Annotated in this window: 24 protein-coding genes and 1 pseudogene; 21 read left to right on the plus strand and 4 right to left on the minus strand. The window is 71.1% G+C overall.

The genetic code is table 11. The features are described from left to right. Positions 1-55: 55 nt before the first annotated feature. Positions 56-562: an Asp23/Gls24 family envelope stress response protein gene (locus ACFPCV_RS30555; protein WP_378059909.1), complete on the minus strand. Its 507-nt coding sequence runs from the start codon at positions 560-562 to the stop codon at positions 56-58. A gap of 181 nt (positions 563-743) precedes the next feature. Here ACFPCV_RS30555 and ACFPCV_RS30560 point away from each other — a divergent pair. Continuing rightward, positions 744-854, plus strand: a pseudogene (locus tag ACFPCV_RS30560) (metallophosphoesterase); the annotation flags it as partial. On the opposite strand, the gene ACFPCV_RS30565 reads toward ACFPCV_RS30560, so the two are convergent. Next, complete coding sequence (locus ACFPCV_RS30565; protein WP_378059911.1) at positions 855-1034, minus strand: hypothetical protein; 180 nt, start codon at positions 1032-1034, stop codon at positions 855-857. Positions 1035-1183: 149 nt separating this feature from the next. Here ACFPCV_RS30565 and ACFPCV_RS30570 point away from each other — a divergent pair, with 149 nt between their 5' ends. After that, the gene (locus tag ACFPCV_RS30570; protein WP_378059913.1) at positions 1184-1585 is read left to right on the plus strand and encodes a DUF2267 domain-containing protein; all 402 of its coding nucleotides are present in this window, start codon (positions 1184-1186) and stop codon (positions 1583-1585) included. A gap of 321 nt (positions 1586-1906) precedes the next feature. Here the strand turns inward: ACFPCV_RS30570 and ACFPCV_RS30575 are convergent, their stop codons facing one another. Then, positions 1907-2314 carry a ChaB family protein gene (locus ACFPCV_RS30575; RefSeq protein WP_378059914.1) on the minus strand — a complete coding sequence of 136 codons (408 nt, stop codon included), beginning with the start codon at positions 2312-2314 and terminating at the stop codon, positions 1907-1909. Between the two features lie 842 nt (positions 2315-3156). Here ACFPCV_RS30575 and ACFPCV_RS30580 point away from each other — a divergent pair. The 18 genes from ACFPCV_RS30580 to ACFPCV_RS30665 all read left to right on the plus strand — a co-directional run bounded on the left by ACFPCV_RS30580 (position 3157) and on the right by ACFPCV_RS30665 (position 21660). Next, positions 3157-4416, plus strand: coding sequence for a class I adenylate-forming enzyme family protein (locus ACFPCV_RS30580; protein WP_378059915.1), 1260 nt, complete (start codon positions 3157-3159; stop codon positions 4414-4416). A gap of 59 nt (positions 4417-4475) precedes the next feature. Continuing rightward, on the plus strand, positions 4476-4751 hold the full coding sequence (locus ACFPCV_RS30585) for an acyl carrier protein (RefSeq protein ID WP_378059917.1): 276 nt from the start codon (positions 4476-4478) through the stop codon (positions 4749-4751). A 71-nt stretch (positions 4752-4822) separates the two neighbouring features. Then, entirely contained in the window at positions 4823-5065 is a 243-nt protein-coding gene (locus tag ACFPCV_RS30590) for a hypothetical protein (RefSeq protein WP_378059918.1), read from the plus strand. Beyond that, on the plus strand, positions 5062-6153 hold the full coding sequence (locus tag ACFPCV_RS30595; protein WP_378059919.1) for a beta-ketoacyl synthase N-terminal-like domain-containing protein: 1092 nt from the start codon (positions 5062-5064) through the stop codon (positions 6151-6153). The genes ACFPCV_RS30590 and ACFPCV_RS30595 overlap by 4 nt, the downstream gene beginning before the upstream one ends. Continuing rightward, positions 6150-6641, plus strand: a complete 492-nt coding sequence (locus tag ACFPCV_RS30600) for a beta-ketoacyl-[acyl-carrier-protein] synthase family protein (RefSeq protein WP_378059920.1) — start codon at positions 6150-6152, stop codon at positions 6639-6641. The genes ACFPCV_RS30595 and ACFPCV_RS30600 overlap by 4 nt, the downstream gene beginning before the upstream one ends. Continuing rightward, positions 6638-8245 (plus strand): class I adenylate-forming enzyme family protein, encoded by a 1608-nt coding sequence (locus ACFPCV_RS30605; protein ID WP_378059921.1) that lies wholly within the window; start codon positions 6638-6640, stop codon positions 8243-8245. The genes ACFPCV_RS30600 and ACFPCV_RS30605 overlap by 4 nt, the downstream gene beginning before the upstream one ends. Beyond that, positions 8242-9555: a beta-ketoacyl-[acyl-carrier-protein] synthase family protein gene (locus ACFPCV_RS30610; protein WP_378059922.1), complete on the plus strand. Its 1314-nt coding sequence runs from the start codon at positions 8242-8244 to the stop codon at positions 9553-9555. Before ACFPCV_RS30605 ends, ACFPCV_RS30610 begins: the two co-directional genes overlap by 4 nt. Next, entirely contained in the window at positions 9552-10616 is a 1065-nt protein-coding gene (gene hppD / locus ACFPCV_RS30615; RefSeq protein WP_378059924.1) for a 4-hydroxyphenylpyruvate dioxygenase, read from the plus strand. The genes ACFPCV_RS30610 and hppD overlap by 4 nt, the downstream gene beginning before the upstream one ends. A 10-nt stretch (positions 10617-10626) precedes the next feature. Next, positions 10627-11550 (plus strand): phytanoyl-CoA dioxygenase family protein, encoded by a 924-nt coding sequence (locus tag ACFPCV_RS30620; protein WP_378059925.1) that lies wholly within the window; start codon positions 10627-10629, stop codon positions 11548-11550. A 12-nt stretch (positions 11551-11562) separates the two neighbouring features. Then, positions 11563-12360: a DUF3050 domain-containing protein gene (locus ACFPCV_RS30625; protein WP_378059927.1), complete on the plus strand. Its 798-nt coding sequence runs from the start codon at positions 11563-11565 to the stop codon at positions 12358-12360. Between the two features lie 8 nt (positions 12361-12368). Continuing rightward, positions 12369-13394: a methyltransferase gene (locus tag ACFPCV_RS30630; protein WP_378059928.1), complete on the plus strand. Its 1026-nt coding sequence runs from the start codon at positions 12369-12371 to the stop codon at positions 13392-13394. A 34-nt stretch (positions 13395-13428) separates the two neighbouring features. Beyond that, positions 13429-14691, plus strand: a complete 1263-nt coding sequence (locus tag ACFPCV_RS30635) for a cytochrome P450 (RefSeq protein WP_378059929.1) — start codon at positions 13429-13431, stop codon at positions 14689-14691. Then, positions 14688-15944, plus strand: coding sequence for a 3-oxoacyl-[acyl-carrier-protein] synthase III C-terminal domain-containing protein (locus ACFPCV_RS30640; RefSeq protein ID WP_378059931.1), 1257 nt, complete (start codon positions 14688-14690; stop codon positions 15942-15944). The genes ACFPCV_RS30635 and ACFPCV_RS30640 overlap by 4 nt, the downstream gene beginning before the upstream one ends. Before the next feature lie 4 nt (positions 15945-15948). Then, the gene (locus ACFPCV_RS30645) at positions 15949-16818 is read left to right on the plus strand and encodes a hypothetical protein (RefSeq protein WP_378059933.1); all 870 of its coding nucleotides are present in this window, start codon (positions 15949-15951) and stop codon (positions 16816-16818) included. 241 nt (positions 16819-17059) lie between these two features. Then, positions 17060-18295: an MFS transporter gene (locus ACFPCV_RS30650; RefSeq protein WP_378059934.1), complete on the plus strand. Its 1236-nt coding sequence runs from the start codon at positions 17060-17062 to the stop codon at positions 18293-18295. Further along, entirely contained in the window at positions 18285-19706 is a 1422-nt protein-coding gene (locus ACFPCV_RS30655) for a condensation domain-containing protein (RefSeq protein WP_378059935.1), read from the plus strand. The genes ACFPCV_RS30650 and ACFPCV_RS30655 overlap by 11 nt, the downstream gene beginning before the upstream one ends. Further along, the gene (locus ACFPCV_RS30660) at positions 19703-20686 is read left to right on the plus strand and encodes a thiamine pyrophosphate-dependent dehydrogenase E1 component subunit alpha (RefSeq protein ID WP_378059937.1); all 984 of its coding nucleotides are present in this window, start codon (positions 19703-19705) and stop codon (positions 20684-20686) included. The genes ACFPCV_RS30655 and ACFPCV_RS30660 overlap by 4 nt, the downstream gene beginning before the upstream one ends. Next, positions 20686-21660 carry an alpha-ketoacid dehydrogenase subunit beta gene (locus ACFPCV_RS30665; protein WP_378059939.1) on the plus strand — a complete coding sequence of 325 codons (975 nt, stop codon included), beginning with the start codon at positions 20686-20688 and terminating at the stop codon, positions 21658-21660. The genes ACFPCV_RS30660 and ACFPCV_RS30665 overlap by 1 nt, the downstream gene beginning before the upstream one ends. A 20-nt stretch (positions 21661-21680) precedes the next feature. On the opposite strand, the gene ACFPCV_RS30670 is transcribed toward ACFPCV_RS30665, so the two are convergent. Next, positions 21681-22388, minus strand: coding sequence for an SGNH/GDSL hydrolase family protein (locus ACFPCV_RS30670; protein ID WP_378060057.1), 708 nt, complete (start codon positions 22386-22388; stop codon positions 21681-21683). Between the two features lie 59 nt (positions 22389-22447). On the opposite strand from ACFPCV_RS30670, the gene ACFPCV_RS30675 reads away from it, so the two are divergent. Next, complete coding sequence (locus tag ACFPCV_RS30675) at positions 22448-23038, plus strand: TIGR03086 family metal-binding protein (protein ID WP_378059941.1); 591 nt, start codon at positions 22448-22450, stop codon at positions 23036-23038. Positions 23039-23412: the final 374 nt, after the last annotated feature.

Here is a 23412-nt window from a genome sequence, read left to right on the forward strand (position 1 = left end):
GGAGGTCGTGCCGTCGATCGGGATTTCGCGGAATCGCGGGGAGTCGCGGGCAGGATCACCGCACGCGGGTCGCTTCTGGTGAGGTGTCCTCGGCGCCGGGGATGTGGACGTCACTGACGTGGATGTTGACCTCGACCACTTCCAGGCCGGTCATCCGCTCGATCGCGGTGACCACGTCGCGGCGCACCGCCCTTGCCAGATCGGCGATGGAGACGCCGTACTCGACCAGGAGCTGCAGGTCGATCGCGGCCTGGGTCTCGCCGACCTCGACCGCAACACCTTGCGCGGCGCTCGCCGTCGCGCCGGGAATCCGCTCCCGGAGGGCACCGAACGCGCGGGACGCGCCGCCACCGAGGTCGTGCACGCCGTTGACCTCCCTGGCGGCCAGACCGGCGATCTTCTGCACCACCGTGTCGGCCACCGTCGTGGTGCCCTGCCGCGTGGCCGGCGACGCGCCCTGGGAGGTGCTCGGCGACACGGTGGTCTTCTCCGAGGACGAGACGACGGAGGTGTTGCCTGTCGACGCGTTCGAGTTGGCCGGGGGGCTGTGGGTGGCGGTCATGACGACGCTCCTGGGGTTCGCTGGAAGGTCTCGCGAAGCGGATGCCGCCGCGTCGACCTTCACACACCCCCGTTGGACACCGGTGCGCCGCCGACGTCACGGGGCCATGGCGGATTTCACATGACGTTCGGACACACTGGCGAGTACGGACAGCGACGCGCGGTCTCTCCTGCACCTCCCGGACCTCGCCGTCCACGGCCAAGCCCACTTCGGCTGCGAACAGGGCATCACCTCCGGCGGCACCCGGGTGCGGAACGTCGCGCAGCCGGTCATCCGGAGTGCCCACGCACTGTCAGCGGTCCGGGCCCGCGGACTCCGGCGGCAGGTCGCCGACCATCTCGCGGTACTCGTCCACCTCCTGCGCGGTCGGGTCCACGCCTGCTTCCCTGGCGAAACCCTCGGGGTCGTTCTCGGTTTCCTCGTCCTCGCTCAGCGGGTAGCTCTCCGGGTACGCGTCGGTCAACTGGATCACCCTCCTCCATGCGGGACACCCGGCTACCCGGCTCGGCGGCGGGCAAACGACAGCCTGTCCGTTCCCGGACGCCGGTGAATGGACGGCCGGTACCCGGGTAACCCGTGGCGACGGGGAGTGGCGTCCGAACGTGCCGGAGGAGGTTTGTGATGAAGGAGCAGGAGATCGTCACGGCGGTCGGAAAGCTCTCGGGGCTGTCCGACGCGGACCACGCGGCCGCGGCGACACGCGCGACACTGGCGGTGCTCGGGGAGCGACTCGCCGGGAACGAGCCGAGGAACCTCGCCGCCCAGCTGCCGCAGGGTGTCGCGGAGGCGTTGCCCGAGACCGGGCACGGTGCGACGTTCGGCGTCGAGGAGTTCTACCGGCGGATCGCCGACGAGGAGGGACGGGGCTGCACCCCGGACGGCGCGCGGGAGCACGCGCGGTCGGTCGTCGCCGCGTTGAAGAACGGCGTGAGTGACGGTGAGTTCGCCGACCTCGTCGCGCAGCTGCCCACCGACTACCGCGCCGACGTGCTGTCCACGGCACCGGCCGACGACCACCACTGAACCCGTCTGCGGCCGCACGACGAGACAGGTGGCGGCGGCCACCATCCCATTTGGCAGGCGTCGGCCCAGGCTCGATGGACCGTTGTCCGTCTGGTGGGTGTGTCCTCGCCGGAGGGGGCAGGTCTCGGGAGGTGGCAGGGAGCCCCTTTGGGGTGGGCCTGCGCCACCGTAAGGGTGCGTAGGCGCGGGCCCGCTGCGCGGGTCGCGCGCGGAGCACCCTGGTTTTGGTGCTGTGAACGGCGCGTTCAGAGCAGGGCCGGTGTCCCGAAAGGCGCTTTCGGGACACCGAGCCCGCGCGCACCCTGTGCGGGGAAGGATCGTCTAGCTGTTCCTGACCCGCGCCTTCGCGGTCTTGCGCTGGTTCGCCCGCTGCACGGCGTCCACCAGCTCCTGCTTGTTCATCGACGAGCGGCCGGGGACATCCAGGCGCTTGGCGAGGTCGTACAGGTGCTGTTTCGACGCGGACGCGTCCACGCCGCCCGCGGTGTCCGCCTGCCGGTCCCCGGCGCTGCGCGCGGCCTGCTCGTCGGAGGGGCCACGCTCGTCCTTCGCCTCCCAGTGGTCACCGACCTTCTCGAACGAGTGCTTGAGCGCGGCGAAGGCGGTCTGGTGAGCCCGCCGCCCCTCGCCGTAGGTCTCGACCGCTGAGTCGTGTGCCTTCACCCAGGTCCGCTGCGCCTTCTTCGGTGAGCGCCGCAGCGTACTCGGCATCGCTTCTTCACCAGGCATGGTCGTCTCCCCGTCGCCGTCGACTGTGCGCCGAAAGGGTTGCCTGCCACCACCGTTTCAAACCGTCGGCCGTGCTGGTCGCGCTCGGCGACGGTGGTAGCGCCACCGGAGCGGCCGACGACATCGCGCTGGGCGGTCCGCGTGACGACCGATATCGGTATCGGCATCGGCTGCGCTTACTGATCCGTCACAGCGGCTGCGGAACACCGAGGCCGAACGGCTCGGCATGCCGGCTACCGCTTTACCGGTCCTTTATGTACCTCACGCTGTGTGTCGACACGGTCGGTGAGAATCGTCGCCCTTGCATTGCGGACAGTCATCGAATTGTTTTCCGTGGCGACGAAAAGGAGGCGGTCAGACCAGTGATGCTACTCCGTTCTGCCGTATTCGGTGGGATGCTGAGCCTATGCGGGAAATGTGCTCCGGGTGTTCGGCTCACCGGACGGTCAACGGGCGCGTCATGCCGTCCCGCCTGTGAAGTGCCGGGAAAGGTGCCTGGTCAAGTGGCATGTGTGTCGTGTATGAGCAGGGCGTCGGCAACCGCCGCGTGATCACGTAATCACGTAGAGCATCGTTCACGTTTTGTCTTCTCAGCGCATGGAATCTGACGTACGCTCCAGTTCGCCGCCAGGACGGAGCTGGCGGTAACCCGGTGAACAACCCTTCGGGGTGTATTTGTGCTGCTCATTTCTCCATGGGAGGTGTCCGCAATTACGGCCAGTGAAGTGCTGCGGACCGGCTCGTCGGAATGGGTCGACGAGATATTGCTGAATGGCCCAGACAACGGCGTCTGTCTACATCTGGGGAATACGCCGGTTGCGCGTTCCGCACTACGCCGCCTGGTGGCCGCCAAGCAGGAAGCGCTGGTCACGGCGGGGTTGCGGGAAGGTGGCTGCGCCGGGTTGAACCTCCCGCCGTCGCTCGCCTACGTGGCCAACCTGCTCGCCGTCTGGCGGATCGGCGCCCAGGCCGTACTGCTGGACCACCGGCTGACGCGGTACGAGGTCGACGCCGCGCTCGAGCGGCTCGGCGTGCAGGTGCTGGTCGGCGTCGGCGGCTCGAAGGGCAGCCCGCTGGCCGTGTTCCACGACGTCACCGAGGCGATCACCGTCCGGGAGGGCAGGCAGGCGGCGACACCGCACGCCGTCCTCCAGCTCAGTTCCGGCTCGACCGGACCGTCCAAGGTGATCGGCCGGACGGCCGAGGACCTCGTCGCGGAGGTCGAGCGGTACACCCGGATCGACGGCGTGCCACTGCCCGGTGAACGGATCATCCTGCTGCCCTCGATGGTGCACGTCCTCGGGCTGGTCGGCGGACTCCTGTACGGATTGCACGCGGGTGTGGAGCTCGTGCCGCCGCGCAGGCTCACCGGCGACAGCGTCCTCGACGCGATCGCCGCGGGCACCTCGCTGGCCACCGTGCTGGGTGTGCCGTTCCACATCGGACTCCTGAACTCGGTCGCCGATCCCGGCAAGCTCCCGCAGCTCAAGCGGATGACCACCGGTGGCGAGCTCGTACCCACCGCGGTCGCGGCTGCCTTCGACGAGAAGTACGGCGTGCCGCTCGGGAACATGTGGGGCATGACCGAGCTGGGGGTCATCGCGACCGACCTGTTCGGCGAGCACCGTCCCGCGTTGCTGCCCGCCCCGGGGATCGAGGTCCGGGAGAGCGGCGGCGAGTTACTGATCCGCCGCCAGGAGTCGCCCTACGTCGGACTGTCCGACCCGTCCCGGTGGGCCGATGGCTGGTTGCACACCAAGGACGCCGGCCGCGTCGACCCGTCGACCGGGCTCGTGACCGTGCTCGGCAGGCTCGACTCCCAGGTGTCGGTCGGCGGGCTCAAGGTCGACCTGACCGAGGTCGAGCACACCATCACCGACCTACCCGGCGTCGAGGCCGCGGTCGTCCTGTACGACAAGGAGATCACCGCCTTCGTCCAGTTGGCCGGTGACCACCCCGAACAGTCGGTGGAGGCGGCACTCGCCGAGCGCCTCGCGGGTTACAAGCGGCCGAGGACGACGCACTTCGTGCCGGTGTTGCCGCGCACCACGACCGGGAAGCTCGTCCGGGACCGTGTGGTGCTCCGCGACGCGGTCTCCTGACAAACCCTTGAACGACAGCGGTTTCCCGATGGACACGCGATCACACTGGAAGGTGAGCGATGAAGGCTGAAGAGGTTCGTGAGTTCGTGCTGGAGTCCCTCCAGGAGATGAACTACGACATCGAGGGGATCGACGACGACAGCACGCTGGGACCCGCGGGTGTCGACCTCGAGTCACTCGCGATGGCGGAGCTCGCGGTGCGCGTCGAGGACCGGTTCGGCGTCCAGTTCGCGGAGGAGGAGTCCGAGGGGCTGGCGCTGATGACGGTCGGGGAGTTCACCAGGACGGTGGCGGAACGGGCGGCGAACGTCGCGGGCGCCGGCCAGGTGCAGTGAGCGAAGCCCGGAACGGAACCGGTGTCACAGGGCGCCCGCGAGCGGCGCCACCGAACCTTCGAGGGGACGGCGTGAACGACAAGACAGCCGTGGAGCGCGACGACGTGGTGTCCATGATCGCGAGCCTCGGTGACCGTTCGGTCAGCGAGGTCGGCGACCGGATCGACTCGCTCCAGCTCGCCTGGCTGGTGAACCAGGCCGAACAGCGTTACGGCGTGGAGATCGACCTGAACGACGGGCAGTACGCCCGGATGAGCACAGTGGACGGTGCGGTCGAGGTGTTGCGAGAGGCGATCGCGGCGGTCCCGAGATGACGGAACCACCGCATCGCGCCGCGATCACCGGACTGGCCGCGGTCAGCGCACTCGGCAGGGGAGCGCAGGCACAGCTCGCGGGTGCCCTTGCGGGTGCCGCCGCGTTCGGGCCGGTGCGCCGGTTCGACACCGGTGGGCGCCGGGTCGCCGACGCGGCGACGCTCGCGGACGCCGGCACCCTGGCCGACGAGCTGACCGGCGTGATCGAGGAGGCGTGCGCGGGCCTGTCCACGGCGGAACGCGCGGAAACCCCGTTGCTGCTGGGAGTTCACGGGCATCCCGACGCCGGGCGCTCGACCACGGCGACCACCGCGGGCTTCGCACGGGACCTGGCCGCGCGGACCGGGCTCGCCGGAGTGGCGCGGATCTACACGTGTGCGTGCGTGTCCGGCAGCACCGCGGTCGCGGACGCGGCGGCGGAGATCCGCGACGGCCGGTCGGGCCGGGTCGTGGTGGCCGCGGGCTATCTCGTGGAACCCGACCAGTTCGCGCTCTTCGACGCGGGCCGCGCGCTCGCGAACGACGGCGCCGCGCGGCCGTTCAGCTCCTGCCGGAGTGGACTGTTGCTGGGTGACGCCGTGTCCGCGGTGGTGCTCGAACCGTTCGGTGCCAGGGAGACGCTTGCCGAGGTCGCCGGGTGGGGCCGGGCGGGGGACGCACACCACGTGGTCCGCCCCGACCCGGAGGGCGCCGGCATGGTGCGGGCGGTCGAGGCCGCCCTGCGCCGCGGCGGGATCGGGCCTGCCGACGTCGGATACGTGAACGCGAACGCGAGCGGCGCGGACGGGGACAGCGCGGAAGCCGCCGCACTGCGCCGGGTGTTCGGCGCGGCACAGCCCCCGGTCAGCTCCACGAAGTCCGTGCACGGGCACGGACTCGAGGGGTCCGGGCTGCTCGAACTGGTCATCACCGTCCTCGCCGCCCAGGCGGGCAAGGTGCCGGTGAACGTCGGCCACCTCGGCCCCGACCCGGCGTGCGACCTGGACCTGGTCCTCGACGGACCGAGGAACGCCGCGAGCCCCTACGCGCTGACCGTCAACGCCGCCTTCGGCGGTGCCAACACGGCCTTGCTGGTGAGGTCGGTATGACCATCACCGAACTGGCCACCGCGACGCTGCCGGAAGGAACGGTCCCGCCGCCGCTTCCGGGGTTCGTGGTGTCGGAGTTCAGCCCGCTCGTCGCCGCGGCCGCCGACCGGTGTCTGTCCGCCCGCCACGGGAGTCCGCCCGCCGCCGACGAGGTGGGACGGCGGACCGCGATCGTTCTCGTCAGCGGGAGCGGCGACGCGCGGATGGCCGGGCACGTCGCCGACGCGGTCGACACCCGCACCCGGATCGGCCCGCTGCTGTTCTTCCAGGCCGTCCCCAACAGCGTCGCCGGGCACGTGGCCGCCCGCTGGCACCTGCGCGGACCCGTGGTCTGCCTGTGCCCGGTGGCCGACCCGCGGGCGGAGGGGCTGGCGTACGCACGACTGCTGATCGAGGACGGAGACGTGGACGAGGTCCTCGTCGTCGAAGTGGAACAGGCGTCCGCACACGCCGTGCTCGTCGGTACCAACCAAGGAGAGTCACGATGAACGCGAAGGGCCTGCGCGCCGTCCTGGCGGCCGACCCGGAGATCGGCGCGGGCAACGTCCTGCGCACCGTGCTCGCCAGCGGCGCGGACCCGGACGGACCAGGGCTGATCTTCGACACCGAGGTCGACGGTCGTCCGGCCGAACACGAGTTCACGCTCGGCGAGCTCGACACCATGGTCGACGCGCGTGCCGCGTGGCTCCACGCCCGCGGGATCCGAAGGCGCGACCCGGTCGCGGTGTGGGCGACCGCCGCGGCGGACACGGTACTGAGCTTCCTCGCACTCACCCGCATCGGCGCGATCCCCGCGCTGATGAACGGGAAGATGGCCCCGGACATCGCCGCCGAGTTCATCCGCAGGCTGCGCGCGCGGGGCGTGCTCGCGGACGCGGCGCACACGGAACTCCTGTCCGGCCACGACCTCGGTGCCGAGCTGCTCGGGCAGCCCGCGGAGCTGGGGAACGGCGACCCCGCCACCGCGCCCCCGCACTACCGCCACCACCAGGACGACCCGGTCGTCATCACGCACACCTCCGGCACCACCGGCGTGCCCAAGGCCGTGCTCCACCTGCACCGCACGCTGTTCGCCTCGCAGCGCCACCTGCTGTCGATGCCACAGGCACAGGGCACCGGACGGGTGCTCAACGCGCTGCCGATCCCGCACACCGCCACCGTGCTGATGGTCAGCCAGATCCTGTGCAACCGGGGGAAGATGCTCTGCCTGTCCCAGCAGGACGGTCCGACCGTGCTGTCCGCCATCGAGCGGTGGCACCCGGAGGCGGTGTACGGGTTCGCGGTCACGTGGGCCGACCTCGCGCGCCAGGACCTGTCCACCCGGGACGTCGGCTCGGTGCGGATGTGGTTCAACACCGGCGACTGCGCGCACGAGACCCACATCCGGCGGCTGGTCGCGGTCGGCTCGCGGGAGGTCGTCACCCGGGCGGGGCGCAAGCGGATCACCGGCTCGCACTTCATCGACGGTCTCGGCTCCTCCGAGATGGGGCACAACGGGTTCCACGTCACCCACACGCCCGACAGCGACCACTACGGCCGCCGGATCGGCAGGCCGTACAAGTTCGCCGAGGTGGCCGTTCTCGACGCCGACGGCAACGAACTTCCTCCCGGCCGGGTCGGCAGGCTCGGCTTCCGGTCGCCCACCCTCTCGCCCGGCTACTGGAACGACTCGGTCACCACGTTCCGGTCGCGGCTGGCCGGCTGGTTCCTCACCGGTGACCTCGTCCACCGGGACGAGGAGGGCAACTACTACCACGTGGACCGTGACCCGGACGCGCTCGTCGGGGACGGCTTCTACACGGCGCTCTCCGAGGAGCGGATCCTCGCCGCCTGCCCCGACGTGCTCGACTGCACGGTCGTGATCGTGCCGGAGGACGGGCGGATCGTCACCGACGTGCTGCTGGAGCTCGCGCCCGGCGCGCGGGCGGACACCGACCGCACCGAGACCATCCGCGCCGCGCTCGGCGAGCCGGTCGGCGCCACGCTCCACCGCGTCGTCGCCGTGCGGCAGGAGGACATCCCGCTGACGGTGACCGGCAAGGTCCGCAAGTTCCTGCTCCGCGAGAAACACCTCGCGAAGGACCCGGCATGACCGCGGCCATCCACCCAGCGGCGATCACCGGCATCGGTCTGCTGACCCCGGTCGGCCGGGGCGTGGAGGAGGTCTTCCACGCGCTGTGCGTCGGCAAGTCCGGGCTGTCCGCTCCGCCGGAAGGCCATCCCGCCGCGGACTCGGTGGACGTCGGCGGCTTCGTTCCGGACGTCGACCCGCGCACCGTGGTGTCGGGCCCCGCCGCCTCGGTCGTGGACAAGGTCGTCGTGCTTGCGTTGCTCACGGCGGCGGACGCGCTCGCCGACGCGGGCATCGTGGTCGGCCGCGACGTCGACCCGCACCGCGTAGGAGTGGTCGTCGGCGGGGTCGGCGGTATGGCCACACTGGAGAAGCAGGTGCTGGCGCGCGGTGCCCGTGGCCGCACCGCGGTGAGCCCGTACCTGCTCACCGGGATCCTGCCGAACATGCCGGCCGCCCGGATCGCGATCGCCCACGGGATCCGGGGCTACAGCTCGAACATCGGCACCGCGTGCGCCTCCGGTGCGCAGGCGGTCGCCGACGGGCTGCGGCTGATCCGGTCCGGCGACGTCGACGTGGTGGTGTGCGGGGCGAGCGAGGCGCCGCTGTTCGGCACCTTCGCCGACACGTTCGGCAACGCGCGGGCACTCGCAAGGCGCTGGCCGGACCCGACCGCCGCGAGCCGCCCGTTCGACACCAGGCGCAACGGGTTCGTGCTCGCGGAGGGGGCCGGGATGCTCGTGCTGGAGCGCGTCGCACACGCGAACGCCAGAGGGGCCGCCGGGTACGCCGACGTGCGCGGCTGGGGTGCCACCACGGACGCACACCACCCGACCACGCCGCGGCCCGACGGAGCGGGCGCGGCCGAGTGCATGCGCAGGGCGCTCGCGAACGCGGGCCTGGCCCCCGGCGACATCGGCTACGTCAACGCACACGGCACCGCGACCAAGCTCGGGGACGTCGCGGAGACCGCCGCGCTCGCGGCGGTGTTCGGTGACGCGTTCGACGGCGGTGGCCCGCCGGTCAGCTCCACGAAGGCGCTGACCGGGCACATGCTCGGCACCTCCGGGGTGGTCGAGGCGGCGGCCAGCGCGCTCGCCGTCGCCCGCGGGGTGCTGCCACCCACGTTCAACCTCGACGAGGTGGATCCGGCGTGCCCGGGCGCCCACATCCGGACCATGCCCCTGGAGAAGGAGATCGACCACGCGCTGACGAACTCGTTCGGGTTCGGCGGCCAGAACGTGAGTCTCCTGTTGAGCGGGGCGAGCACCGACAAGAAGCGAAATGGCCAGGGCGAACAAGCGATGCTTGCGGAGCGAGAATCATCATGAACCTTTCAGGGATTGACCACATCGAGTTGTACGTCGGGGACGCGCGCCAGGCGGCGTTCTACTACTGCACCGCCTTCGGCTTCCAGATCGTCGCCCAGGGCGGCCAGGAGACCGGCCTCAAGGGCAGACGATCGCTGCTGCTGGCCCAGGGCGACATCCGCATGGTCCTCACCTCGCCGCTCGTCGCCGACGACCCGGCCGCCGAGTTCGTCCGCAGCCACGGCGACGGCGTCGCGGTGATCGCGCTGGAGGTCGACGACGCGGAGGGGGCGTACGAGGAGCTGGTGCGCCGAGGGGCGACGGCGGTCTCCGCGCCTGCCAGGTACGCCGATGGCGAAGTGGCGGTGACGACCGCCGAGGTGACCGGGTTCGGCGACGTGACCCACCGCCTCGTGCAGCGCACCGGCCCGAGGACGGAGTTCCTGCCCGGCGTGTTCCGGATGTCCGACGTGGACCCCGCGGCACCGGACCTGCTGAAGGTGATCGACCACTTCGCCGTGTGCGTGCCAGCCGGGGAGCTCGACACGGTCGTGCGGCACTACCAGGAGGTGTTCGGGTTCTCGCAGATCTTCGAGGAGTACATCGAGGTCGGCGCGCAGGGCATGGCGTCCAAGGTGGTGCAGAGCCCGTCGAAGCTGATCACGCTCACGCTCATCGAGCCGGACACGAGCCGCGAGCGCGGGCAGATCGACGACTTCCTCCAGTGGCACGGCGGCCCCGGCGTTCAGCACATCGCGTTCACCACCGACGGCATCAGCGCCACGGTGGGTGCGCTCGCCGAGCGCGGCGTCCGCTTCGGCAGCCCGCCGCCCGCGTACTACGACGCGCTCGCCGAGCGGGTGACCGACCTCGCCGTGCCGGTCGACGAACTGCGGCACGCGAACGTCCTCGTCGACCGCGACCACTGGGGGCAGCTGCTGCAGATCTTCACCGAGTCGATGCACGTCCGCAGGACCCTGTTCCTGGAGATCATCGAGCGCCGCGGCGCACTCACGTTCGGCAGCGGCAACATCAGGGCACTGTACGAGGCAAAGAACCGCGAGCTGACCGGCGTCGCGTGAGGAGGAGTCAGTGACCACACTGGAACGGTTCGCACTGTCCGAAGAGGACAAGGCGCTGCTGCCGTCGGACGAGGACGTCGCGTTCTACGCCGAACACGGCTGGTACCTGAGCAAGAAGCTGTTCACCGACGCCGAGGTCGACGCGCTGGCCGCGGCGAGCGAGCGGTACTACGCGGGCGAACGGTCGCGGCTGCTGCCGGTGCGGCCCCCGAGACTGGCGTACTGGACGCCGGAGAACGGGGACGTGCAGCGGCACAACGACTACGTGCACTACGAGAGCGACGCGCTGGCGGCGCTGCTGCGCAAGCAGATCGTCGGCGCGGTCGCCGCGCGGCTGGCCGGGGCCAGGGAGACCCGGATCTTCCAGTCGACGCTCATCTTCAAGCCGCCGATCGCGGGCGAGCCGTCCAACGTCGTGCCGTGGCATTTCGACAAGCACTACTGGGCGTCGTCCTCATCCGAGAACATGCTGACCGCTTTCATCCCGTTCCACGATTGCGACGAGGAAATGGGCACCATTACGATGGTGGACGGCAGCCACCGGTGGACCGAGATCGGTGCCGACGACAGTACCACCCGCCATTTCGCGGAACGGGACCGGTCGCAGCTGGAGCAGATGCTGACCGAGAACGCGGCGCACAACGGCGTCGAGGTGCGCAAGGTGCCGATGGTGATTCCCAAGGGGCACATGAGCTTCCACCACTGCAAGACCTACCACGGCAGCGGGCCCAACGTCAGTGCCCGGCCCCGGCGCGCAATTTCCCTGCACCTGCAGGACGGCGCCAACGAATTCCGTGAATTCACGTTGTCGGACGGCAGTTCCGCGTTCTACAATCACGACAGTCTGGTCCGGAGAACGGCGGACGGCCGCCCGGACTACGCCGATCCGGATTACTGTCCCGTTTTGTGGCGCGACCAGGACGCCCTTTCCTGAAGGAGTACGAACATGTCCAGATACGACTGGGGACAGACCCATCCGGGAATCGAGAGGCTCGAGGAGGCCGTCACCGAGGCCCGTGACCGGGTCGTGCGGCACCCGCTGTACGCCGGTCTGGACACACACGACGCCATCGTCACCTTCATGGAGCACCACGTCTTCGCGGTGTGGGACTTCATGTCGCTGCTGAAGTCGCTGCAGCGCGAGCTCACGTGCGTCACCGTGCCGTGGATCCCGACCGGTCCCACCGGCAGCCGCAGGCTGATCAACGACATCGTGATGGTCGAGGAGTCCGACGAACTCGGCGACGGGTTCATCAGTCACTTCGAGCTGTACGTCAACGGCATGCGCGAGGCTGGTGCGGACACGACCGCCATCGACAAGCTGATCGACCTGCTCCGTGGTGGTGCCAAGGTCACCGACGCGCTCGTCGAGGCCGGCGTGCCCGCTGCTTCGGTGGCCTTCGCCGCCACCACCTGGAACATCATCGAGAACATGCCGGTGCACTGCCAGGCAGCGGCGTTCGCGTTCGGCCGGGAGGACCTGATCCCGGACATGTTCACCCAGGTGGTGGCGATCAACGAGCGCAGCAGGAAGCTCGGCACGTTCCTCGACTACCTGGAGCGGCACATCGAGGTCGACGGCGAGCAGCACACCCCGATGGCCATGCAGATGGTCACCGACCTGTGCGGCGACGACGAGCAGAAGTGGCAGGACTGCGCCGACACCGTGAACACCGCGCTCGCCGCGAGGGCGACGCTGTGGGACGAGATCCTGACCGCCATCAAGAACCGCGCCGACGGGTGAGACCGGTCGTGGCGGAGACACCGGCGGGCGGCGGGTTCGCGCGGCGCAAGATGCTCGGCATCCTGTCCGGCAGCTGGGTGGCGCAGTGCTGCTACGCCGTGGCGAAGCTCGGGATACCGGACCTGCTCGCCGACGGGCCGCGTTCGGTGGACGAGCTCGCCGAACGGTGCGGGGCGGACCACGGCGCGCTGGCGCGGCTCATGCGGGGCATGGCCTCGATCGGCCTGTTCCGCAGGACCGCGCCGGGGACCTACGCACTGACCGCGGTCACCGAGTGTCTCCGTTCCGACGTGCCGGGTTCGCTGCGGCAGAACGCGGTGCTGGACGGGGAGGAGGTGTTCCGGTCCTTCGCGGACATCATGCACACGCTGCGGACCGGGACGCCCGCCTTCGACAAGGTCTACGGGGAGCCGTTCTACGACTACCTGGGCGGCAACCCGGGGACGGCCGCGTCGTTCACCGAGTCGATGAACGCGAACCGCGTGCCCGCCACACTCGCGTCCTGTGACCTGTCCGGTGTGGACGCGATCGTGGACGTCGGCGGCGGCAGTGGCGGCCTGCTCACCGAGGTGCTGGCCGCCCACCCGGCGATGCGCGGGGTGCTCCTCGAACTGCCGGAGGCGGTCCGCCAGGCCGGGAAGACGCTCGCCGAGGCGGGCCTGGCCGGCCGGGTGGAGCTCGTCGAGGGCAGCTTCTTCGACGCGGTGCCCTCGGGCGGCGACGCCTACGTGCTGGCACGGGTGCTGCACAACTGGACCGACGAGAAGGCCCTGCGGATCCTGCGGTGTGTGCGGGCTGCGGTGTCGCCGGGCACGCGGCTGATCGTGCTCGAACAGCTCGTACCCGACGAGGACAGTGCTCCAGACGGCGCGTCCGGGATGGTCGACCTGCTGATGCTCGTGCTGATGGAAGGCTACGACCGGACCGAGGAGCAGTACCGCGGCCTGCTGACCGAGGCCGGGTTCGTGGTCGGCGAGGTACACCACGGCGACAAGCCCGGTGCGGACAGCGCGCTCGTCGCGGCCGCCGCATGAGATCCCTGCCAGTCCCGGATGAGGAGGTGCGGTGATGACCGAACCGGTTACAGCGGTCCACAGTGGGCCGATCAGCTCGCTCGGCGCGCTGCTCTCCCGACAGGGGCGGCGGGACCCGAACCCGTTCTACGCCGAACTGCACCGGCAGGGACCGGTGTGCGCACTGACCGGCCCGACGGACCGGTTCGACGTGGTCGTGCACGGCTACGACGCGGTGCACGACGCGTTGCGCGACCCGGCCCTGCAGGTGATGACCGGCGAGTACCGCGACCAGATCGGCGGTAAGCGGTGGCGCGACCACCTCTCGCTGCGGGTGCTGGCCGACTCGATGTTCCTCACCGAGGGCGCCCCGCACACCCGTGCGCGGCGGCGGTTCAGCCACGCGTTCAGCGCCCGGCGGGTGGCCGCGCTCGAGCCCGCCGTCGAACGGATCGTCGCGCGGCGGCTCGACCGGCTCGCCGAACTCGGCGCAGGCGGCACGCCGGTGGACCTGCTCGCGGAGTTCGCGCTGCCCATTCCCAGCGACGTGGTCGGCGAGCTGCTCGGTGTGCCGGAGGTCGACCGGGACTGGTTCCCGCCACGGGTGCGGGCCTTCGGCGCGATCCTCGACCTCGGCGCCGGGGTGTGGCGCCACCAGAAGGCGGCCGACGAGGCCGCCGAGGAGCTGACCGCCTACTTCGCCGGCCTGCTCGCCGCACGTCGCGCGGAACCGGAGGACGACCTCGTCAGCGCGCTCGTCGCCGCGCGCGACGACGAGACCGACGGCGAGACCGACGACGCCGAGCTGATCGCGAACCTGCTCACGACCTACAACGGCGGCTTCGTCACCACGACGCACCTCGTCGGCAACGGCGCGCGGCTCCTGATGGACGACCCGGACGAGAAGGCGCGCGTACTGGCCGACCCTGCGCGGTTGGACGACCTCCTGCAGGAGGTCCTGCGGTACGAGCCGCCGGTGCACTTCTCCACCCGCTGGGCGGCGGCCGACACCGAGATCGCCGGCATGCCGGTGGCGAAGGACAGCCGGGTCCTCGTGCTGCTCGGCGCCGCCAACCGCGACCCGCGTCGGTTCACCGACCCGGACACCTTCGACCCGGGTCGTGCCGAAGGACCGCCACTGTCCTTCGGCGCCGGTGTCCACTACTGCCTCGGCGCTGTGCTGTCCAAGATGGAGGGCAGGATCGCGCTTCCCGCGCTCCTGCGCCGCTTCCCGGCCCTGGCACTGGCAGGCGACCCCGGCGAACGCACCACCCTGATGCTCCGCGGCTATGAGTCCCTTCCGGTGAGGGTGTCATGACCACCACTCTCGCGGACGTGGCCGCGTTCCTGCCCGAGCGTGTGGTGCCCGTCGAGGAGATGGGGCCCGAACTGGGGCTCACCCCGACACAGGTGCGGGTGCTGCGCCGGTTCAACGGGCTCGGGGAGGTGCGCAGGCAGCGGCACGGGGAGACGCTGGTCGACCTCCTCGAAGGGGCGGCGCGGGCACTCTCGTCGCTGCGCGGCCGCGAACACCTGGTGCGCTACGTGATCCACGCACGCGGTGTGCCGGTCGTGGTGCCCTACCCGGTCAACCCGGTGCACGAGCTGCGGACACGCCTGGGCCTCACGTGTGCGACCGCGTTCACGGTGACGCACCACGCGTGCGTGTCCGGCCTGCTCGCCATCGACATCGCAGGGCGCCTCGTCGCGAGGCATCCCGATCCGGGCGCGCTGGTGCTGGTGGTGGCCGGGGAGCAGGTGTTCACCCTGGACCGGCGGCTCACCCCGGACCACCGCGTGTTCGGTGAGGGGGCGGGCGCCTGCCTGGTCTCGGCAGGCGGGCCGGGCGACGCGGTGCTGTCCTTCGCGTCGGGTCAGCGCAGCGACCTCGACCACTACGCCGAGGACGGCCTCGCCGCGATGGACCGGTTCGCCGGGGAGTACACCGAGTTGCTCGCCGACGTGATCCTCGCCGCGGTCAAGCAGGCGGACCTGTCGCTGGACGACATCGCGCTCGTGCTGCCGCACAACGTGAACGTCGTGTCGTGGCGCCGGGTGTGCAGGCGGGTCGGCCTGCCGGTGGACCGCGTGCTGCTCGACAACGTGCCGCTGGCGGGACACACGCCGTCGGCGGACACCTTCATCAACCACGCGTCGGCGGTCGCGCTCGGGCGCCTCGCCCCCGGCGACCGGTACCTCACCGCGGGAGCGGGGTTCGGCGCGGTCTTCTCGGCGATGGTCCTCGAACACCGGGTCGCCGGACACACGGCCTTTCCACGACAGGGGAGCGGGAACATGGCGGCAACCGAGGTCACGGACTTGCGCACACGGGTCGTCGGCACCCTCGGCGTCCTGCTGGGACGGCTGCTCGGCGGGGACCTTCCCGCCGTGTCCGAGGAGACCAGGCTGTTCGACGACCTGGGGCTCAGCTCGTCGAAGACCCTCGAGCTGTTGCTCGCGCTGGAGGACGAACTCGACATCCAGGTCGACATCGAGGAGATCGAACGCCGCGACCTCGCCTCGGTCGGCACGCTGAGCGACTTCGTCGTCGCCAACGCGGACGGTGTGTGAGCCGATGTTCGTGACCGGTCCGCCGACGGCGGGAACAGGGCTGGCGTTGCGGCGGGTTGTCCACCGCGGCCACGCGGGTCCGCCCCTCGCCGACTCGGCCCTCGCCGCGCACCCGACCTTGCGGCCGTACCTCACCGACCTCACCGCCACCCGCGGGCTGGCGTTGCGCGAGGAGGTGCTCGGCACCGGGCAGGCGTACGTGGAGCTGGCGGCGCCCGTGGTCGAGGCGGTCACGTCGCCGGACGAGCCCGTCGACCTGCTGGTGCTGGCCTACGGCGTGCCCGACGTGCAACCCGGCCGCAACGCCGCCCTGCAGCTCGCGGCGCACTGCCCCGGCCACCCGCTCGCGTTCGCGGTCTGCGACCAGGGTCCCGCCGCGGCGTTCACGGCGCTGCGGCTGGCCGCCGACTACGCCGCCACCGGCGCGTGCACCCGTGCGGTGCTGGTGGTGGCCGAGCAGACGGCGGTGCCCTACGCGCTCACCACGCAGGCACCCGTGCCGGACCGGCACGCCGCGGTCGCGTTGCTGCTGGAGGGCGGCCCCGCGCCCGCCGACGTCCGCGGGCACCCGGCCCTGCCGCAGGAGGCGGTCGGTGCGGTGCTCGCCGCCGAGGTGGCCGAGCTGACCGGGGAGCGCACCGGCGTGACGCTCGTGCTGGGGCCCGGGCTGGGCGCCGTGCCCGGCGTGCGGGCGGACGAGGTGCTGCTCGGTGCGCCGGGCCTGCCCTACAGCGGGTCGTGGGCGCGCCTCGCCGACGGCGCGCCCGGCCGGTTCGTGGTGATCGCCGACTACGACCCCGCGCTCGGCTACCTGTGCGTGGCCGGGCTCGAACCAGGTCCACGGCCGACCGCCCGCGTGGCGGTGGCCGGTTGAGTGTCCACATCGGACAGTTGGTTGGAAGCCGGAAGGAGGTAACTGCCCATGCGTATTGCCGAGAAGCCGATCGTCGAAAAGCCGATCGCGGAGAAGCCGATCGCGGAGAAGCCGATTCTGGAGAAGCCCTGACGACGTTCGTTCGTCTGAGGCCGGTGGGCGGGGGCGCGGTCAAGCGCGTCCCCGCACACCACACACCACGCGTCGCGTCGTAGGCGCGGGCAGGAGAAAGGGCCGTGCGATGCGCCTTCTCGGTCTCGACGTGCCGAGGGAGAGCAGGCTGCTGGTCTTCGTCGGGTTCGTCGACGCGATCGGCACCGGGTTGTACATCGCGGGCTTCGCCGTGTTCTTCACCCTCAGCGCTGGCCTCTCCGTCGCCGAGGTCGGTCTCGGTCTCACCGTCGCGAACGCGTGCGGGCTCGTCGCGCTCACCCCGATCGGCATGGTCGCCGACCGCATCGGCCCCCGGCTGGCGTCGATCGTGCTGCACTACTGGCGCGCCGCCGGGTTCGTGGCGTTCGCGTTCGTGCACGACTTCGTCGCGTTCCTGGTGGTCTCCTGCATCGTCGGCATCCCAACCAGGGCCATCGAGCCGGTCAGCCAGATGTACGTGGACCGGCACATCGGCAAGGACCTGCGCATGCGGGTGTTGTCGGTGCTGCGGGTCGTCTACAACATCGGCTTCTCCGTCGGCGGGCTGCTCACCACGCTGATCCTCGTCGTCGGCACCCGGCCGGCGTTCCTGGCCATCGTGCTCGGCAACGGGGCCACGTTCTTCCTCGCCGCGATCCTGCTCGCCAGGGTGCCGTTGCTGGCCGACGACCCGCCGGACGGCAGGACGGCCCGAGGGTGGCCGAGGTCGCTGCGCCAGGGCAGGTACCTGATCGTCACCGGGCTCAACGCCGTGCTGGTGCTGAACATCACCGTGCTGACGCTGGGCATCCCGCTGTGGATCGCGACCCGCACCGAGGCGCCGACGGCGGTCGTGGCACCGCTGATGGTGCTGAACATGGTGCTCGTCGTGCTGCTGCAGGTCCGGTTCAGCAGAGGCACCGACACGAGAGAAGGCGGTACTCGCGCGTTGCGCTGGTCGGCGCTGTCGTTCGCGGGCTGCATGGCCGTGCTGGCCCTGTCCGGCCAGCTCGACCCGGTCGGCGCGGTGATCGCGGTCGTCGTCGCGACGGTGCTGCTGACCTTCGGTGAGCTGTGGCACTTCGCGGGCAGGTTGTCGGTGTCCTACGCGCTGGCACCCAGGGACCGGCAGGGCGAGTACCTGTCGGTGTTCTGGCTCGGCTCCGCCGCCGCGCTCATGGTCGGCCCGGCACTGATCACGGTCGGGGTCGTCGAACAGGGATCGTTCGGGTGGCTCGCGCTGGCCGCGGTCTTCCTCGGCGTCGGCCTGCTCATCGGGCCCGCCGTGTCGGCGGCGGCCGCACAGTTGGAAGAGGAACACGAGGTGGCGAACAATGCGACGTGACGACGTGCCGCGCGGTGCGGTGACCGACCGGGTGCCGGTCGCGTTCTCCGGCGAGGGCGACGGCGAGGGCGAACTGGCTTTCGGCCAGCTCGGGCTGTGGCAGTCGATCATGCAGTCCGGCAACTCGAAGACGGTGGCCTACGTCGCGGAAGCCGACCCCGGCACGACGGTGGACGAGGTCGCCGACATGCTCGGCTTCATGGTGGGCAGGCACCAGTCGCTGCGCACCACGCTGGTGTTGCGCGACGGTGAGCGCCCGCCCCGGCAGCGGGTGGCGGCGGCGGGGGAGATCACGCTCCTCGTCGTGGCGGCAGGTGAGGACGACCCGGCCGCGGTCGCCGAGGCGATCTCCGAGCACTGGCAGGTCGTCCCGTTCGCCTACGAGACCGAGTGGCCGGTGCGGATGGCCGCGGTCGTCGCGGGCGGTGCGGTCACGCACGTGGTCACCGTCATCCTCCACACCTCGATCGATGCGTTCGGGCTGAGCGCGCTGGCGGCCGACATCGGCGCACGCGACCCGGTGACCGGTGCGCCTGCCGGGCCCGTCACCGCACTCCCGCCGCTCGCGCAGGCCGCCAGGGAGGCGACCCCGGCCGGCCGGAAGCAGAACGAGCGCTCGCTCAGGTACCTGGAGCAGGTGCTGCGCACGGCACCCACGCAGCTGTTCGGGCCGCCGCGCTACGACGGCGAGGCGCGGTACGAGATGGTGCGCTACCGGTCGCCGGCCATCGCCATGGCCCTCCAGGCGTTCGCCGCGCGGGAGCACAGCGACGACTCGTCGGTGCTGCTGACCGCGTTCCTCGTCGGCGTCGGCCGGGTCACCGGCGTCAACCCCCTCGCCACGATCGTCCTGGTGAGCAACCGGTTCCGGCCCGGGTTCGCCGACTCGGTCAGCGCGTTGCTCAAGGTCACCCCGTTCGTGTTCGACGTCGCGGGCCGCACAGTTCGCGACGCGGTCGCCGCCGTCACCGGCAAGGCGCTCAACGCGTACAAGAACGCCTACTACGACGCCTACGAGCAGGAGGCACGGGTCGAGCAGATCGAACGTGAACGCGGCACGGCCTTCGACCTGTCCTGCTACTACAACGACCGCAGGCAACGGGACCGGGTACACGCCGGGGCGGCGTCGCCTGCCGACGAGGAGATCCGGGCCGCGCTCGCGGACAGCGAGCTGTTCTGGAAGCAGGAGCCCAGCGTCGCCAAGGCGAAGGTGTACCTGAGCATCGACGACCCGGCAGGCGCCATCGAGCTGGTGCTGTCCGCGGACCGGCGGTACTTCTCCCGGGACGACATGACGGCGCTGGCGCTGGCGATCGAGGAGGTGGCCGTGCAGGCGGCGATCGAACCGGACACACCGACCGGCGTCCACGGTGCCGTGGACAGTGCCGTCGACGCGGAGGCGGTCCGATGACGGCATCCACAGTGGACACCGCGGTCGGCTTGTACCGCACGATGCGGTTGATCCGCCGGTTCGAGGAGCGGGCGATCGAGCTGGTGCGGTCGGGCGACATCGTCGGCGGCATCCACCCGTACATCGGGCAGGAGGCGGTCGCCGCCGGGGTCTGCGCCGCCCTCGGTCCCGACGACCTCGTCACCGGCACCCACCGAGGACACGGGCACGTGCTCGCGAAGGGCGCGGACCCGGCGGGCATGATGGCCGAGCTGACCGGCCGGGTCACCGGGCTCAACAAGGGCCGGGGTGGCTCCATGCACGCCGCGGACCTCGGCGTCGGGGTACTCGGCGCCAACGCGATCGTGGGGGCCGCGGGTGCCATCGCAACCGGCGCGGCGTGGGCACGGCAGCGGCTCGGGACCCCCGTGGTCGCGGCGACCTTCTTCGGTGACGGCGCGGTCAACGAGGGCATGCTGCTGGAGGCGTTCAACCTGGCCGCGCTGTGGCGGGTGCCGGTGGTGTTCGTGTGCGAGAACAACGGCTACGCGACCACCATGCGCGTCGACGACGCGGTCGCGGGCAGCATCACCGGGCGGGCCGAGGCGTTCGGCATCCCCGCGGCCACAGTGGACGGCCAGGACGCCGAGGCGGTGCTCGCCGTCACGCGGGAGGCCGTCGCGCGCGCCCGCGGCGGCGGAGGACCGTCGTTCGTCGAGTGCCTGACCCAGCGGTTCGAGGCCCACCACACGTTCGAACACGTGGTGCGCCTGCGCTACCGCACCGACGAGGAACTGGCGCACATCCGCGCCCGCGACCCGCTCGACATCCAGGGCGCGCGGCTCGATGCCGCCGTGCGGGCGGACGTGGACGAGGAGGTGGACGGCGTGCTCGGCCGCGCCGTCGAGTTCGCGCTGGCGAGCGAGTTCCCCGATCCGCTGACCGCGCTGGACCACCTGTACGCAAGCGGGCTGCGCCCGCGGTCCGGGAGTGGTGTCTGATGCCGAAGCTGTCCTACCTGAAGGCGCTCAACCGGGCGCTCGCCGACGCGATGACGGCCGACGAGACGGTGTTCGTGCTCGGCGAGGACGTCCGGGTCGCCGCGTCGAACCTGACCGCGGGCCTGGTCAAGCGGTTCGGGCCCGACCGGGTCCTCGACACCCCGCTGTCCGAACAGGGCTTCACGAGCTTCGCCACCGGTGCCGCCATCGCGGGCATGCGCCCGGTCATCGAGTTCCAGATCCCCGCGCTGCTGTTCCTGTCCTTCGAGCAGATCATCAACCACGCCCACAAGTTCTCGTTGATGACCGGCGGTCAGGCCACCGTGCCCGTGACCTACGTGGTGCCGGGGTCCGGGTCGCGCACCGGATGGGCCGGCCAGCACTCCGACCACCCCTACAGCCTGTTCGCGCACGTCGGGGTCAAGACCGTCGTGCCTGCCACCCCCGCCGACGCCTACGGGCTGCTGCGCTCGGCGATCTCCGACCCCGACCCGGTGGTGGTGTTCGCGCCGTCGGCCGCGCTGGGCGTCCGCGAGGACACCGACTTCACCGCACTCGCGCCGGTGTCGCTCGGGTCCGGCCGGATCCACCGGCACGGCACGGACGTCACGGTTGTCGCCGTCGGACACCACGTGCACGACGCCGTCGCGGTGGCCGACGACCTCGCGGGCAGCGTGTCGGTCGAGGTGTTCGACCCCAGGACGCTCTACCCGTTCGACTGGGACGGACTGACCGAGTCGGTGTCGCGGACCGGGCGGCTGGTGGTCATCGACGACTCGAACCGGATGTGCGGGATCGCGGGCGAGGTGATCGCGACGATCTCGGAGCGCGTGCGGCTGGCGTCCCCGCCGGCCAGGGTCACCCGCCCGGACGGTGCGGTGCTGCCGTTCTCACTCGAGCTGGACCGCGCGACCCAGCCGAGCAGGGCGCAGCTGGCCGCCGCCGTGGCACTGACGGTGAAGGAACGACCGTGAACCCCGGCCGGGGCGCGGGCTCACACGTGGTCCATGCGCACCGGCCGGGTCGCGGCGAGGTGGGCGCCGAGCACCCGCACGGTCTCCGCGAGCGCGATCGCGTCGCCGCGTGCGTTGACGTGCCTGCCGTCGGCGGCGAACAGACCGGGATCCGTCGCGGCCGGGTGCGCGGTGAGGTTCACGTGCAGGGTGCCCAGCTCCGCCGCGATCACCGCGGTGCGCTCGGAGAGCGTCCGCATCCGGGTCCGCAACCCGGGGCGCAGCCAGTCGGGGACCCTGGGGGAGGGGGAGTAGGAAAGGTTGTACAACCCCACCGTGATCACCGCGGCCCCCGCCGCCCGCAGCGCGGTGACCATCGCCCGCAGTTCGGCGTCCACCGCGTCCGGCCGGTACGTCGCGGGGAACGCGTCGTTGCCGCCGCACACGACGAGCGTGAGGTCGGGCCGGAAGTCCAGTGCGGGACCGAGCTGGGTGGCGCGGACCTCTCTCGTCCGCAGCCCCCGGCGGCCCAGGTTGAGGTAGTCGAAGCCCGGCGCGGTGGCGGCCAGCTCGTGCGCGACCCGGTCGGCGAACTGCACCTCGCTGTAGCCGGGCAGAGGCTCGGCCAGTCCCTCCGCGACGCTGTCACCGAGGACGGCGAACCGCCGCCACGGATGCCCGGCGAGCAGGCGCGCGCTGTCGCCCGCACGCAGGCAGTGGGGATCTTCCGACTCGGCGAAGGAGCACATGTTCAATGAGTGACCATCCGGTCCGGGGCCCGTCGAGGGCCGGGAATGCGGTGACTGCCATGGATCTGCGCGACCTGCGGGAACCCAACCGCCGCGTGCTGGCGACGACGACGGGGATCGTCGCACAGGTGCGGACCGGCGACCTCGACCTGCCGACGCCGTGCGCGGGCTGGTCGGTGCGCGACCTGCTGCGGCACATGGTGGGCAACAACAACGGGTTCGCGGCCGCGGCACTCGGCGCGCCGCCGGACCCCGCCGTCTGGGACGGGGTGGACGTGACCGACCCGGTCGGCGAGTTCCCGGCGTCCGCGGCGCGGGTGGTCGCGGCGTTCGCCTCGGTCGAACCGCTGACCGGCACGTTCGCGGTGCTCGGCTACGGGGACGTGCCCGCGGGACAGGCCGTCGCCATGTACTTCATCGACTACCTGGCCCACGGCTGGGACGTCGCCGTGTCGATCGGGGTGGACCCCCGCCTCGACGAGGAGGCATGCGCGGCCGTGCTGCGGATCGGCGCCGCCTGGCCGAAGGACTCGCAGGCGATCTGGGGGCCGGGCGCCCCGTTCGTCCACCGGGTCGAGATGCCCGCGGCCGCGTCGGTGCCCGACCGGATGCTCGGCTTCCTCGGCCGGTCCCCGGCGTGGCCGGGATGACGCCGTGCAATTTTCGGGACGAAAGGTGGTGACCCGTTTCCCCATTCGCTTCCCGCGTTCCGGATCGGGGCCGGCCACCTTATCCATGCGCCCGTGTGTCTCCTCGGTGAAATCATCCGCCGTGTCGATCCTTTTCGGACGGAGACTACCCGCCAGGTACGTGCCCCGCCAGGAACCGTTGCCGGTTGTGCCGGTAGAAGTGCCTGTTGTGGCAACGCATCTCCGTATACGGGGAGGTAGCAGCCCGCCATCAGGGAAACGCACTCCGTTCACCCGTAGTGCGGATGGGTAGGAATGACTGGTCTGGTCGTACGAACACCGGGGGTGCCGTTCGCGAACGGCATTGACCTGGAATCGACGCGCGGCTACGTTCC

It is taken from the genome of Actinophytocola glycyrrhizae (assembly GCF_042653545.1).
Classification (GTDB): domain Bacteria; phylum Actinomycetota; class Actinomycetes; order Mycobacteriales; family Pseudonocardiaceae; genus Actinophytocola; species Actinophytocola glycyrrhizae.